The 13,478-nt window shown below is 44.7% G+C and carries 13 protein-coding genes and 1 other annotated feature; of the genes, 3 read left to right on the forward strand and 10 right to left on the reverse strand.

Features of this window, described 5'->3' with window-relative positions; translation table 11 throughout:
- Positions 1-228: 228 nt before the first annotated feature.
- Positions 229-1,116, reverse strand: coding sequence for a deoxyribonuclease IV (gene nfo / locus L3V32_RS14885; protein ID WP_046873969.1), 888 nt, complete (start codon positions 1,114-1,116; stop codon positions 229-231).
- A gap of 326 nt (positions 1,117-1,442) precedes the next feature.
- Here nfo and grcA point away from each other — a divergent pair, with 326 nt between their 5' ends.
- Positions 1,443-1,820, forward strand: a complete 378-nt coding sequence (gene grcA / locus L3V32_RS14890; RefSeq protein ID WP_005381814.1) for an autonomous glycyl radical cofactor GrcA — start codon at positions 1,443-1,445, stop codon at positions 1,818-1,820.
- 92 nt (positions 1,821-1,912) lie between these two features.
- Here the strand turns inward: grcA and L3V32_RS14895 are convergent, their stop codons facing one another.
- The 5 genes from L3V32_RS14895 to thrL all read right to left on the reverse strand — a co-directional run bounded on the left by L3V32_RS14895 (position 1,913) and on the right by thrL (position 7,587).
- Complete coding sequence (locus L3V32_RS14895; RefSeq protein ID WP_237284620.1) at positions 1,913-2,572, reverse strand: NADPH-dependent FMN reductase; 660 nt, start codon at positions 2,570-2,572, stop codon at positions 1,913-1,915.
- A 115-nt stretch (positions 2,573-2,687) separates the two neighbouring features.
- A complete protein-coding gene (gene thrC / locus L3V32_RS14900) occupies positions 2,688-3,968 on the reverse strand; it encodes a threonine synthase (protein WP_006742682.1) in 1,281 nt (426 codons plus the stop codon).
- Positions 3,965-4,921 (reverse strand): homoserine kinase, encoded by a 957-nt coding sequence (gene thrB, locus L3V32_RS14905; protein WP_041852994.1) that lies wholly within the window; start codon positions 4,919-4,921, stop codon positions 3,965-3,967. The genes thrC and thrB overlap by 4 nt, the downstream gene beginning before the upstream one ends.
- A gap of 20 nt (positions 4,922-4,941) precedes the next feature.
- On the reverse strand, positions 4,942-7,401 hold the full coding sequence (gene thrA / locus L3V32_RS14910; protein ID WP_047009098.1) for a bifunctional aspartate kinase/homoserine dehydrogenase I: 2,460 nt from the start codon (positions 7,399-7,401) through the stop codon (positions 4,942-4,944).
- Between the two features lie 53 nt (positions 7,402-7,454).
- Positions 7,455-7,574, reverse strand: a sequence feature (Thr leader region).
- The gene (gene thrL / locus L3V32_RS14915; RefSeq protein ID WP_074192076.1) at positions 7,510-7,587 is read right to left on the reverse strand and encodes a thr operon leader peptide; all 78 of its coding nucleotides are present in this window, start codon (positions 7,585-7,587) and stop codon (positions 7,510-7,512) included. (Overlaps the previous feature by 65 nt.)
- Positions 7,588-8,011: 424 nt before the next feature.
- Here thrL and L3V32_RS14920 point away from each other — a divergent pair, with 424 nt between their 5' ends.
- The gene (locus L3V32_RS14920; protein ID WP_065645163.1) at positions 8,012-8,482 is read left to right on the forward strand and encodes a ribonuclease regulator; all 471 of its coding nucleotides are present in this window, start codon (positions 8,012-8,014) and stop codon (positions 8,480-8,482) included.
- On the opposite strand, the gene L3V32_RS14925 is transcribed toward L3V32_RS14920, so the two are convergent.
- Together L3V32_RS14925 and L3V32_RS14930 are read right to left on the reverse strand one after the other, a co-directional pair.
- The gene (locus L3V32_RS14925) at positions 8,479-8,961 is read right to left on the reverse strand and encodes a putative 4-hydroxy-4-methyl-2-oxoglutarate aldolase (protein WP_005396309.1); all 483 of its coding nucleotides are present in this window, start codon (positions 8,959-8,961) and stop codon (positions 8,479-8,481) included. The two genes, L3V32_RS14920 and L3V32_RS14925, sit on opposite strands and share 4 nt — an antisense overlap.
- A 55-nt stretch (positions 8,962-9,016) precedes the next feature.
- Entirely contained in the window at positions 9,017-9,424 is a 408-nt protein-coding gene (locus L3V32_RS14930) for a DUF3293 domain-containing protein (protein ID WP_046873976.1), read from the reverse strand.
- Positions 9,425-9,785: 361 nt separating this feature from the next.
- Between L3V32_RS14930 and arcA the strand changes: the two genes are divergently transcribed.
- Entirely contained in the window at positions 9,786-10,502 is a 717-nt protein-coding gene (gene arcA / locus L3V32_RS14935) for a two-component system response regulator ArcA (protein WP_005381824.1), read from the forward strand.
- A gap of 83 nt (positions 10,503-10,585) precedes the next feature.
- On the opposite strand, the gene L3V32_RS14940 is transcribed toward arcA, so the two are convergent.
- Together L3V32_RS14940 and arcB are read right to left on the reverse strand one after the other, a co-directional pair.
- A complete protein-coding gene (locus L3V32_RS14940; RefSeq protein ID WP_006742686.1) occupies positions 10,586-11,035 on the reverse strand; it encodes a hypothetical protein in 450 nt (149 codons plus the stop codon).
- A gap of 1 nt (position 11,036) precedes the next feature.
- Positions 11,037-13,391, reverse strand: coding sequence for an aerobic respiration two-component sensor histidine kinase ArcB (gene arcB, locus L3V32_RS14945; RefSeq protein ID WP_237284621.1), 2,355 nt, complete (start codon positions 13,389-13,391; stop codon positions 11,037-11,039).
- Positions 13,392-13,478: the final 87 nt, after the last annotated feature.

The following is a 13,478-nucleotide window of genomic DNA, read 5'->3' on the forward strand; positions in this document are numbered from 1 at the left end:
CAAAAACTTACCACGAACTTGAGAACAGTAATAAAAGACTAATGCTTCTGTGGCGTTCGAAAATGTCCCTGTCCTGTAATGTGACGATTAGGCATCGGCAAACGAAGCACGCGGCGGCTATATGCGTAAGAAGCAAAAGAGAGTGGTCGAGACATAGTGGCATCCTTCTTTCTTAATTCAAATTGACTTAAGTGGCTAAGAAAGAAAGGTGCCAACTCTGTGATCACATCATTGGTTATCTATCGCCGCTAGATGAAACTGACGCAGTGCGTTGATTTCTTGCTGCCAGATGTCCGGATCAATTGTTTCTAAAATCAGAGGGATACCATCAAATCGAGGGTCTTTAGCGATGTACTCAAAGCAATCCCACCCGATCTCTCCTTTGCCTAATGAGTGGTGGCGATCCACTTTGCTGGCAAACTCAACTTTTGAATCATTTAGATGCATTGCTCTTAAATAGTGCATCCCAACAATACGGTCGAATTCAGCAAAGGTATGCTCACAATCCTCTTTAGTACGCAGATCGTAACCGGCGGTAAACGTGTGGCAAGTATCGAGACATACACCAACACGTTCTTTGTCTTCCACTTGATCGATGATTTCAGCAAGATGCTCAAACTTCCAACCTAGGTTTGTACCCTGACCAGCCGTATTCTCGATTACCGCGATCACATTCGGCACCGCTTTGTGCGCAAGATTGATCGACTCTGCGATCGTCGCTAAACACTCCTGTTCCGAGACTTTCTTTAAGTGGCTCCCAGGGTGAAAGTTCAGCAACGTTAAACCCAATTGATTACAACGCTCCATCTCATCGATGAATGCAGCGCGTGACTTATCCAACTTATCCGCTTCTGGTGCACCTAAGTTAATTAGATAAGAGTCATGGGGAAGAATATGTTCTGCGCCGAAACCCAGCATTTTACAGTTCGCTTTAAACGCACTGATGGTTTTTGCTTCTAAAGGCTTCGCCACCCACTGGCGTTGGTTTTTTGTAAATAGTGCGAACGCATTCGCGCCAATTTCGCGAGCTCTCAACGGCGCTTGGTCGACCCCACCAGCAGCAGAGACATGTGCACCAATGAGTTTATTCCCAAGCTTGTTTTTCATGTTTGTCATTTAATCACTTTAGACTTTCAGTATTGCTACCTAAATACAGATAGTTGCGTTAATCAGTTTAAACTTTAAGCTCAATTTGTAGTAAATTTACAACAAAATGAGTTATTAAATATTTTTTATATTATCAAATAAATTGTAATTAGTTTATTTTCAAAGGTTTTATTGATTTAACTCAACAAAATTACCTTAATAAAAATAATGTTTTTGGTTGTTTTTTGACTTAAATCAATATTAAAATAGTGGATATTAGCTATATAATACTCAGCTCAACGAAAATTCGAAAATTAACACCAATAATCACCACGTAAGTGGTCTAGGAGATAGTGATGATCCAAGGTATCCAAATTACAAAAGCGGCAAACGACGACCTACTAAACTCTATCTGGCTATTAGATAGCGAAAAAAATGAAGCTCGTTGTGTTGCTGCAACTGCTGGCTACGAAGCAGACCAAGTTATCGCAATCAGCGATCTAGGTGAATACGAAAGCCGTGAAGTAGCAATCGAAACAGCTCCTCGCATCGAAGGCGGTCAACACCTAAACGTGAACGTGCTTAAACGCGAAACACTAGAAGATGCAGTTGCACACCCAGAGAAATACCCACAGCTAACAATCCGTGTTTCTGGTTACGCAGTACGTTTCAACTCGCTAACTCCAGAGCAACAACGTGATGTCATCGCTCGTACTTTTACTGAGACGCTATAATCTCAATAAAATCGACTTACTCACATTTAAAAAGCTTGGTCTCAATGGCCAAGCTTTTTTTGTTTTTCCATGCATCTAACCGTTCTGTTCCTTTACGGAGCATTTCTCTGTGACGGATCCTTCTTAAACACTTCAGCCAGTGAGGTTGGGTCAAGCCTTTCTCTTTGTTGTGAAGCGCCTTCTGCCCACCAAATGAGTTGATGTATTGTGCGATTCATATAGCTGTCCCACTGCGTCTGCTGCAATTCATCCGCAACGACACCCTGTTCGTCAAACACTTCTTGCGATTTCGGAATGTGAATCATCGCCGAGACAGGTAAACATCCAAGTTCAGATAAGAAGGTACGCATCGACACAGCAGCTCGAACACCACCCCATTGTCCAGCAGAATAGGTCACGATAGCACTTGGCTTATAAGAAAACAGCGAACTACCAAAATGGTTAAGCATATTAGCCAAGGCAGGACTCATCGAATGGTTATATTCCGGACTGACCATCACGTACCCATCGGCACTTTTAATTTTGTCTGCCAGTTCTCTCAAGTGGGCTGGCACTTTAGCGCGATGGTAAGCAAACTCAGGCTTAAACACGTCGTCAAAGTCGTAGTTCAATGGGTCAATGATTTCGACGGTATGTTGCGAATACTGATTCTTAAACAACGTTTCACAAGCTCTACTCACTCGCATGCCCAAGCGGGCTGGTCGTGGCGGTGTGCTGTCCCTTACTGAGCCTAGAAAAATCAAAAAATGCATGCTTCTATTTCCATCTTTAAGTTCATTTCTCAATCATAAAGAGAGTCGAGACTTACCGACAATAAAAAAGGCGAATGATTGCTCATTCACCTTTCGTCGTTCATCATTTTAATAATTACTGTACGCGGCGCAGTACTTGTTTCAATGCATCAAAGTCTGCGTCTAGCTCTTCCGATAGCAGTTCCATTGCCGCGTGCTTCGCTAGCGGTGCAGGAAGCTCGATGTCAGATTGCAAAATGTCATCCACCACTTCTTTGAACTTCGCTGGGTGCGCAGTACATAGGAACAGACCGGTTTCACCATCTTGCAGTTGCTCTTCAAGAACGCGGTAAGCAATCGCACCGTGCGGTTCACATAGGTAGCCCAATGAGTACAAGTCTTTCACAGATTGTGCACTTTGCTCATCTGAAACCGCGCCTTTACCTAGAGTCTCTAGGCCCCACTCTTTCACTCGGCAGAGCTCTTCGATACGCGGCCAGTTGTTCGGTTGACTCACGTCCATCGCGTTCGATGTCGTTGCAACCGTTGGTTTTGGCTCCCACTTACCTGTTTCTAGGTAGCGCGGAACCGTGTCATTAGCGTTAGTTGCAGCGATAAAGCGTTTGATCGGCAGACCCAGCGCTTTTGCCAGTAGACCAGCAGTTAGGTTACCAAAGTTACCACTTGGTACAGACACGACTAGGTTTTCACGCTCTTGTTTACTCATTTGCGCAGCTGCTTCAAAGTAGTAACAGATTTGCGCCATCAAACGGCTGATGTTGATTGAGTTTGCAGAATTCAGACCGATCTCTTCACGCAGTGCGGAATCATCGAAAGCTTGCTTAACCAGAGCCTGGCACGCATCGAAGTCGCCATCGATCGCGACAGTGTGAATGTTCTTGCCTAGCGTACAGAATAGCTTCTCTTGCAGTGGGCTGATCTTGCCTTTCGGGTAAAGAATCACAACGTTGATGTCTTCCATACCATAGAAAGCGTGCGCAACGGCTGCGCCAGTATCGCCAGAAGTCGCAGTCAGAATGGTGATCTTGCCACCGTCCGATACCGCCGCAAGAGATTGCGCCATAAAGCGACCGCCAAAATCTTTAAATGCCAGCGTTGGACCATGGAAAAGCTCTAACGCGTAAACACCGTCTTTGACTTGATTGATTGGCGCCGGGAATTGGAACGCTGCGTCCACAAGCGCGTTGACTTGCTCTTCCGCCAGCTCATCACCGATAAACGCTGATAAAATCTTAGTGCTACGAGAAACAAAGTCTTCTGCCAGTAGCGCATCAACGTCTTCAAACTTTGGTAATTCCGATGGGAAAAATAGACCTTGGTTACGGCCTAACCCTTGACGAACGGCTTGGCCAAAGGAAACTTGTTCATCATTTTCTTTTATATTGTAAAGCTTCATAGCTCACTTCCTGTTACTTTCGAACCCTGCTTATCTAGACGACAAACGTGGACGAATCCTTCTTCGTTTTGTACGTAGTTCTGTTCTAACCAGCGAGCAACTCGCTCAGCGACATCTTTCTCTTTGCAAATACTGAACAGTGTTGGACCACTGCCAGAAATACCGGTTGCTAACGCACCTGCTGATGCAGCGTATTGACGTGCATTCGCAAAGCCCGGAAGCAGTTTCTCACGATACGGTTCTGCGATCACGTCTTTGATCATTTTTGCAGCTAGCTCTGGCTGACCAGAATGACACGCATGAATAAAGCCCGCAAGGTGACGACCATGAGCGATGATATCTTGTCGGCGGTATTGAGATGGTAGGATCTCACGCGCTTCTGCTGTTGATACTTTGATTCCCGGATACGCCATGACCCAGTACCAATCATCAAAACAAGGCACTTCTTGACTGATGATACCAAGCTCTTCAAGCATCAACTGGACACCACCAAGGTAACACGGCGCGACGTTATCATAGTGAATACCACCAGAGATTTTGCCTTCCATTTCCCCCATCAGTGCTAGCAGCTCAGTCTCATTCAGCGGTTGACCATGGAATCGGTTTAAGGCATCCAGCGCCGCCACGATAGAACATGCACTTGAGCCTAAACCTGAGCCTATTGGCATGTTCTTTTCTAGCGTCATTTCAAGTGGTTTTAGCTCAACACCTTTTTTATCTAGCTCGCGAGAAAACACCAGCCAACAATCGTAAACGATGTTTTCTTTTGGCTCTGTAGGCAACTTAGAGACAAAATTACCCGCAGTTTTCAGACTGAACGGCTCAGTCCCTGCCTTAACTTGCACTCTGTCACCTAGCAAGGTCCCATCCACTGGGGACACCGCCGCCCCCAACACATCAAAACCAACACTTACATTACCAATTGATGCTGGGGCATAAACCACTACATCCATATCACTTGAACTCATTCTTGTTATACCCCTAGTTTCCAACCTAAAGTACGCATCACGTCAGAGAATACACCCGCAGCCGTTACCTCAGTACCTGCGCCATAGCCACGCAACACAAGTGGGATTGGCTGGTAGTAACGGCTGTAAAATGCCAGTGCGTTTTCACCGTCTTTGATTTTATACATCGGATCGTTTTCATCCACCGCAGCAATGCTTACTGTGCACTTGCCCTCGTTAATTTCACCAACGTAACGCAGTACTTTGCCTTCTTTTGCTGCTTTAGCTGATAACTCTTTGAAGTAGGCGTCCGCTTCTGGGAGACGCGCCATAAACTCATCAACACTGCCTGAATCATCAAAACCTGGCGGTAGCGCTTGGTCAACAACAACATCTTCAAGCTCTAGTGACATGCCCGCTTCACGAGCTAGGATCAACAACTTACGCGCGACATCCATACCAGACAGATCATCACGAGGATCTGGTTCAGTAAAGCCATTTTCTTTTGCGATATTCGTCGCTTCACTTAAGCTCATTCCTTCATCTAACTTACCGAAAATATAAGAAAGAGAACCGGAAAGAATACCGCTGAAGCGCTCCAGTTCATCACCTGCAGAAATCAGGTTTTGCAAGTTTTCAATAACCGGTAGGCCTGCACCTACGGTTGTTTCATACATCAATTTACGACGGGAGCTACGAGCCACATCGCGAAGCTGATGGTAGTACGCCATGCTTGCTGTGTTTGCTTTTTTGTTTGGTGTTACAACATGAAAACCTGCCGCTAGAAAATCGGCGTATTGTTTAGCAATGTCTTCACTGGACGTACAATCAACCAATACTGGGTTGATAATATGATTGCGTTGTACCAAAGAAATCAGACGCGCTAGGCTGAACTCTTCTGTGGCTGCTGACATACGATCACGCCAGTGCTCAAGCGGTAAGCCTTCGCTATCAAGCAAAAGACCTTTGCTGTTTGCTAAGCCACAAACTCGAATCACAATGCCTTTCTCAGCCAGTTTGACTTGTTGGCGCTCGATCTGATCCACAAGCTCGCCACCCACACCACCAACACCAACAACGAACACATCGAGGAAGTGTTTCGAGTTGAATAGGTTTTCGTGACACGCTTTGATCGCTTCAGAAATTTTGTCTTCTGGAATAACGGCAGAAATCGCACGTTCTGATGAGCCTTGTGCTATCGCTACGATATTCACGTTCACTTCAGCTAGAGAAGAGAAGAAGCGAGAAGCCACACCACGCGATGTGCGCATACCGTCACCAACAAGCGTAATGATTGAAACATTATCAATAAACTCGACCGGTTCTAGTAAGCCATCTTTCAGTTCTAGCTCGAACGCATCTGCCAGCACTTGCTGCGCTTTCGCTTTATCTTCAGCCTCAATACAGAAGCTGATGCTGTATTCAGAAGAAGACTGAGTGATCAGAACAATAGATACACCAGCAGACGACATCGCACCGAATACACGGCTCGCCATGCCTACCATGCCTTTCATACCAGGGCCTGATACGTTAACCATGGTTAGGTCGTTAAGTGTTGTAATACCTTTGATCGCAAGATTATCTTCACCAGTATCTTGGCCGATAAGAGTACCTGCACCTTGAGGGTTAAAGCTGTTTTTGATCAGACATGGAATGTGGAATTGAGCAATAGGGGCGATGGTTTTCGGGTGCAGAACGGAAGCACCAAAATAAGAAAGCTCCATCGCTTCTTGGTAGCTTAGTGATTTAAGTAGGCGAGCATCTTCGACTAAACGTGGGTCACAGTTATATACACCATCAACGTCGGTCCAGATTTCACAGCAGTCTGCGCGTAAGCAAGCTGCAAGAACCGCTGCCGAGTAGTCAGAGCCATTACGACCCAGCGTGACAAGCTCTCCTTTTTCGTTGCCAGCTGTAAAGCCCGGCATAATGTTCACGTGGCCCTGAGGAAGGGGGTTTTGACGGAAGTTTTGCGTTGAAATATCCACATCAACCATAGCTTCAAGATGATCACCTTGGGCATACAGATACTCGACAGGATCGATCAAGCTCGCTTGTTGTCCCTTCGCCTCCAAGACAGCTTTCATCAACTGAATGGAAACACGCTCACCTTTACTGATAATGCGTGCATTTACGTTGTTTGGGCACATACCTAATAGATTGATGCCGTGAACAAATTGACGTAATTGAGATAGCGAGGTTTTCACTTGGTTATCGAAAGCTGAGCCATCAATATTGGGTAGTACTGCTTGGATTTGAGTGAATAGCGTTTTAAACGATTCATCCAACTCTTTTATTTGCAGCTCTGCTTCACCATTGCGCAACGCGCCTTCAATGACCGCAACCAACTTATTTGTTGTTTTACCTGGGGCTGAAAGAACAACCGCCACTTCTTCTTGTTGAGCGTTATTGGCAATGATGTCTGCCGCTCTTAAAAAGCGATCTGCATCAGCTAGTGATGAACCGCCAAACTTCAATACTCGCATCCCTTCCTCCGGTATATCTTCTCAAACTTGTCTAAATTCTGGATAAAAAAGCATAAAAAAAGGCCTGTATCTTGTTGGATACAGGCCTTTTTTGTGAATTTCTTTCGCTCAGCAGCCTGCCCCAACATGTGTCGTGTCGGTAATAATAATGGTCGTGGTCATTACTACTAGGCTGTTAGATGGCATAAATAAATATTCAACGTTAATTGTGTTTGCTTAACTCTACGTTTACCGAGTTTCCGATTCATAGTCAACAAAAAATTGTTTGTTTTTCAGTCTCACAGCGATTTCTGCTAAGCAACCTTATTGATATTTAAAGCTAATTGGATGTTATTGCTCGTTAGGAAATCTGTAGCTTATTTTTGTAGGGGGCTCATCCCATCGTCATCAGTCTCACTTTTTACTCCATAACTAGTCTGATCTTCGTCATAAAGCGTAAGATCAAATTATGAAAGGGAGTTGTTGACACTTAACAACAACTTAACTGTGACCTATGTTCACAGGATCGAATTATTTAGAAAATAGGTGAGCTAGCTTTCATATTCTATGCTTTAATAGTGAGAAGCTTTGGGCACATACTAATAAAAAGTTGACACAAGGAGTGGTGAGCATGAAAAGAGGGCTTTTTCTGTTGCTTTTTTTTGTGCCTGGCGTTTGTCTAGCAAACGAGCTTCCGCCTCTTCCAGGCAAAACATCCCCTTCTCCTCATAAACTATTTATTTCCAGCGACAGCTATCAATCTGACAGTTTCGATGTTTGGAATATCGACACGGGTTATGCGTACGAACTCTTTGACTCAGTAGACGTTTACGTCGGTGCACGAGTCAACAACTCTCCAACCCAAAACCAAAGCGGTTTTTTGAGTGGGATCAGCTATCACTTCAATGATCGTGTCACACTAAAAAGTACGGTTCGCTCTTACAAGAATGAGACTGCAGAAGGTATTCGCCAAGAAGACAGCAGCCTCGCAGCTGAAGTTTCAAGTCGCGTAAAAATCACCGATAAACTGGATCTTCACGCGACTCTTGATTACCAAGATTGGCAACAAGGTATTGAGGTAGGTTTAGGCTTTCGTTTTTAGAAATCTAATTTTTGCTTTGAAATCAACACACCATTCCAATCAGCGTACACATAATGCTTCGGCTGCACGATTTGGTTTTGCATCGTTAAAGTCACATTGACCTCTCCCATACCTCGCTTCTCTGTCTTAAACGGATTGGTACCAAGTGCTTGCACGCCAATGTCCATCTGAGATATTTGTGCTACGTCGCGTATTGCACCATAGACAATAATGCCTTCCCACCCATTTTCTATTCCGAGTATTGCTAATTGATCGCCAAGCAATGCTTTCTGACACGAACCATGTCCGTCAACAATCAATACTTTCCCCGTTCCATCTTCGCCCAGTACTTCACGTACTTTTGAGTTGTCGTGATAGCAACGCACTGTGACAATTTCTCCGTAAAAAGCGGTGCGTTGACCAAAGTTCTGCAGTGGCAAAGTAAGCAGGGTAACTTGGTCTTCAAATTGGTCACAAATATCGGGTGTAATGTCTCTCATATTTCCTCCGTGAATTTTCTCACCCAAGCAGTGCTTCGGTGAGTAGTATCCTTTCCTATACGAGTCGAGGCTTAAGGGAGCCTAACTTATGCAACACTTTCGGCTGTGAGCACGCAATAAGGTAAAGTTGATCATCAATGACGTAGTAAATCGCGTTTTGTTGAAAGTCATTCGCCAATGCGACCGCCGCCTCTGGTGATAACTCGACGGCAAAGCTTTCCTCATACCATGTAAAAGAGCTGTCACCTACTGTGATAGGCGCGTAATTAACGTGCTGTAGCAGTGTTTCTAATGCTTGATTGCTTATGCAGTTCTCTTCTTTGGACCGCAAATTACTGTATGGGTTCCAAGCGGTTATCACAGCGTAGTTTGAAACGTACCACTCGGCCTCGAATCTGAAAAAAGATTCTGAATAAGCATTCCATAACGATGCGTCTATGTTCGTATTACTTTTTTCTATCATAAGTCTTAAACGATTAATAACAGTTACATTTCATCAATTGATATAAATCAACAAACTGAATGGAATTAACATTTGAGCATTGTTAGCATGCTGTTAACAATATAAAATCCGCTCCATATCTTAGGGTGTTTACGTTTCAGGCCCCACAGAAAGTAGGAAATGAAAGGTAAACAAGCCCTTTAGAATAAACGTCGCCATTGGATACTGGTGAGTTGGCAAAATTCCATGGAGGGCGGATAACTGAAAGAAGTGTTTTTTTGATCAACTTGATTTATTATCAAAATCACATTACCTGTATGTTATATTTTTGCCTAGAATTTATTCTATTAGCACAATTTTGTCACAAATTTAGGTACCGCCAATGCAAACCCCGCAGATTCTTATCGTTGAAGATGAGCAAGTAACTCGTAACACTCTTAAGAGTATTTTTGAAGCAGAGGGATACGCTGTTTTTGAAGCCAGTGACGGTGAAGAGATGCACCAAGTGTTGTCTGACAACTCAGTCAACTTGGTTATTATGGACATTAATCTTCCAGGCAAGAATGGCCTTCTGTTAGCGCGTGAACTACGCGAACAAGCGAACATTGCTTTAATGTTCCTGACAGGCCGTGACAATGAAGTGGACAAGATCCTAGGTCTTGAGATTGGTGCAGATGACTACATCACTAAACCATTCAACCCACGTGAACTGACTATTCGTGCTCGCAACCTACTTAGCCGCTCAATGAGCTCTAACGCGGTGCAAGAAGAGAAACGCTCAGTAGAAAAGTATGAATTCAATGGTTGGGTACTGGACATCAACAGCCGCTCTCTAGTAAGCCCTGCTGGTGATAGCTACAAGCTCCCTCGCTCTGAGTTCCGAGCTCTACTTCACTTCTGTGAAAACCCAGGTAAGATTCAAACTCGTGCCGATCTTCTTAAGAAGATGACTGGCCGTGAACTTAAGCCGCATGACCGTACTGTAGACGTAACGATTCGTCGTATTCGTAAACACTTTGAGTCTGTTTCAGGCACTCCTGAAATCATCGCGACTATCCACGGCGAAGGTTACCGCTTCTGTGGCGATCTAGAAGACTAATTGAATCGCTAATACGCAAAGGGCTTGCTCATTGAGCAAGCCCTTTTATTTTGGGTTTAGCAATTAGCGGACAATCACTGAATCTAATAAACCTTGTTAATCTTCACGTACTTTTCCACTAACCAGCGCTGTTTACCTGCGTCGTCTAAAAGTACCGCGATATCAACCGATTTTTCTGTGTCTGCGTCTACCTGAGACGTGAAGGCTACTTCCCATTGGCTCTCACTATGAGTTCGAGTTTCTAAAGAGTCTTCATCCACCCACCACTCTTTTTCCCCTTGCTTGATGATAAGCGCTTCGGCAGTCAGGTTGGCTGGGAGTAACTGGTCTCCTTCAAGGTAAAGTGATCCTTGAATGCTTTGCTCTTGCACTTCCCCAACGGTCGGCATCAGGTTCACCCATAAGTTACTTTTGAGCTCGACATTCACCTGGTTAATCGTAATCTGACTGTTTTGTTGCCAGTTCACACTTGGAACGGAACTGCAGCCAGCCATCAATGCTATAACCAACGCCAACGGTGCGATTTTTTTCATGTTATTTCCTTTGTTCCAACCAACTTTTGAGGACTTGAATATCGTTTTGGTATTCATTTTTGATCTCTTCAACCCAGTCTGAAATGTTTTCCCACCATGCTGGCATATCGGGAGATTGCGCTTTCTGCGCCACACTTTGGATACGTTTGAGGCCAATCGAACCTGCAGCACCTTTAATTTTATGCGCTTCAGAAACAATCCCATCTTGATCTTTTGCCGTCATGTTTGAGTCTAAGACATCAATATAGTCTGGCATCATGTCTTCAAACATTTTTATGCTGTCGTAGACCGGCTTGGCACCAACAATGTCGACGTAAGACTCTAACATATCCATATCGAGCAAGTGTGTCTCAATCACAGGAGAAGGAGTCGGCTCTTCCACTGTTTCTGGAACGCTCTCAGGTTGCTCTTGCGGCTCTACCTGATGCGCGAAGAACTTATCAATTACAGACTGAATGGCATTCACAGCAAGCGGTTTGCTGATGGCATCATCCATACCGTTATCTAAATATTCACGACGATCTTTCATCACATTAGCTGTTAGGGCGACCAATGGAGGCAGATTGTTATAATGCTCGCGATAATAATTTGCGACATCAAAGCCCGTCATATCAGGCAGCTGAATATCCAACAACGCCAAGTCATATTTTTCTGGCACAAAGTTCGCGAGCGCTTCTTGTCCCGTCATCGCCACGGTAACGGAGTGTCCTAAGCTCTCAAGCAACGATTTGGCCACGGTGACGTTAAGCTCAATGTCTTCGACCATAAAGATGTTGAGATGCATATTGTCGCGTTTTGCATCAATGACAGGTTCTTCGAGTTCCACAATAGGAACGTGAATCGATACGGTAAAAGTACTACCAAAACCCTCTTCACTAGCGACAGTAATGTCACCATCCATCATATTGATCAGCTGTTTTGACACCGCCAAGCCTATACCAGTCCCGACAGCATGTAGGTTGTCTTTACCTGATTTCACTTGGTAATACATGGCGAAGATTTTATCAAGCTCATCTTCCGGTATACCAATACCTGTGTCTTCCACTTCCATAATAATGGTGGCAAAATCGTCTTCGACATCCGCACTCACCGTCATCACAACGCCACCTTCTTTGGTAAACTTCATTGCGTTGCTGACCAAGTTCCAAATTACCTGACGCAAACGGGTCGCATCCACTTCAATTGCTTTTGGTAAATCACTCAAACGTTCTAAGTCAAAACGCAGCCCTTTTTGCTCCGCCATCAAAGCAGAGATGCTTTCAATCTCAGCGACGAAGTCTTCGAAGTTAAGTGGCGCAGGTAATAGTTCTAGCTTGCGGCGATCAAACTTATCCATATCGATAATATCGTTGAAGATGTTACCTAGCGTAATCGCACTCACATTGATGGTCTGCATGTGTTTGCGCTGCTCTTCTGTCAACGGACTATCGAGAAGCATGCGACTTAAGCCCACAATGCCATTTAGTGGCGTTCGCAGTTCATGACTGATGGTTGAGATGAAAGTAGTTTTATCACGGCTTGCTTTCTCTAACGACTCTTCATGACGTTTACGTTCAGTGATATCACGGCCAAAACCTACCAAGCCAAGGTGACGACCATCTTTGCTGTAAAACGGCACTTTACGCAGTTCAAAGTAATGTTTGCGTCCATCAGGATACTCTAGCCACTGCTCGTAAGTGATGGCTTGATTATCGGCGAAGACCTTTTGGTCAGTATCAACGATGTGCTCAGCGATTTCTTTGCTATACACATCCCAAGGGCTTAATCCGACTAACTGGTGCTCTTTCTTGCCCGTTAGCTCTTCCATTGCCCGGTTACAACCGGAGAACACACCATCGGCATTGCGGTAGTAAATTAAGTCTGGCGAGGCATCAATAAATGAACGCAGTAGTGCAGTGCGTTCCGCAAGCTCTAACTGAGTACGCTCTCGTTGGAACACCTCGTTTTCGAGATCTTGCATCGCCTCTTCTCGAGCTTCTTCTGCTTTAATGCGCTCTTCAATTTCTTGGTTGAGCTTTTCGATGTTTTGTTGCAGTTGATAATTCAGTTCTTGGTCTCGCGAGCGCATGTCTTTCAGTTTGGACACCAACTTGGTTAAACGCTGGCGAGACTCTTCTAGCTGATCAACAACAACAGAAAGAAAATAAACCGCCCAAGGTGTAATCAAGAGACCAAAAAACACCGAACGGACAATGTCGATATCGTCGACTCGCCCCTTGAGAGCTAAAGTAATCCCCACCTGCACCACAACGGCTAATGCCACCAGCGCAAGGGCCAGCAAAATCGAGAAACGAACAATCCCCAGTTTGACTAGCAAGTCGACATAATACTGGGCGAGATTTTTCATGGGTTTCATTAACTACTCCATGGTGCTGGCTAGATGTTGCCCTTCAATGATAAAAAACGAGCAGACATATTCGGCCTAACGCAATTTAGGTCTGTG

The organism is Vibrio sp. J2-4 (genome assembly GCF_021728155.1).
Taxonomy (GTDB): domain Bacteria; phylum Pseudomonadota; class Gammaproteobacteria; order Enterobacterales; family Vibrionaceae; genus Vibrio; species Vibrio diabolicus.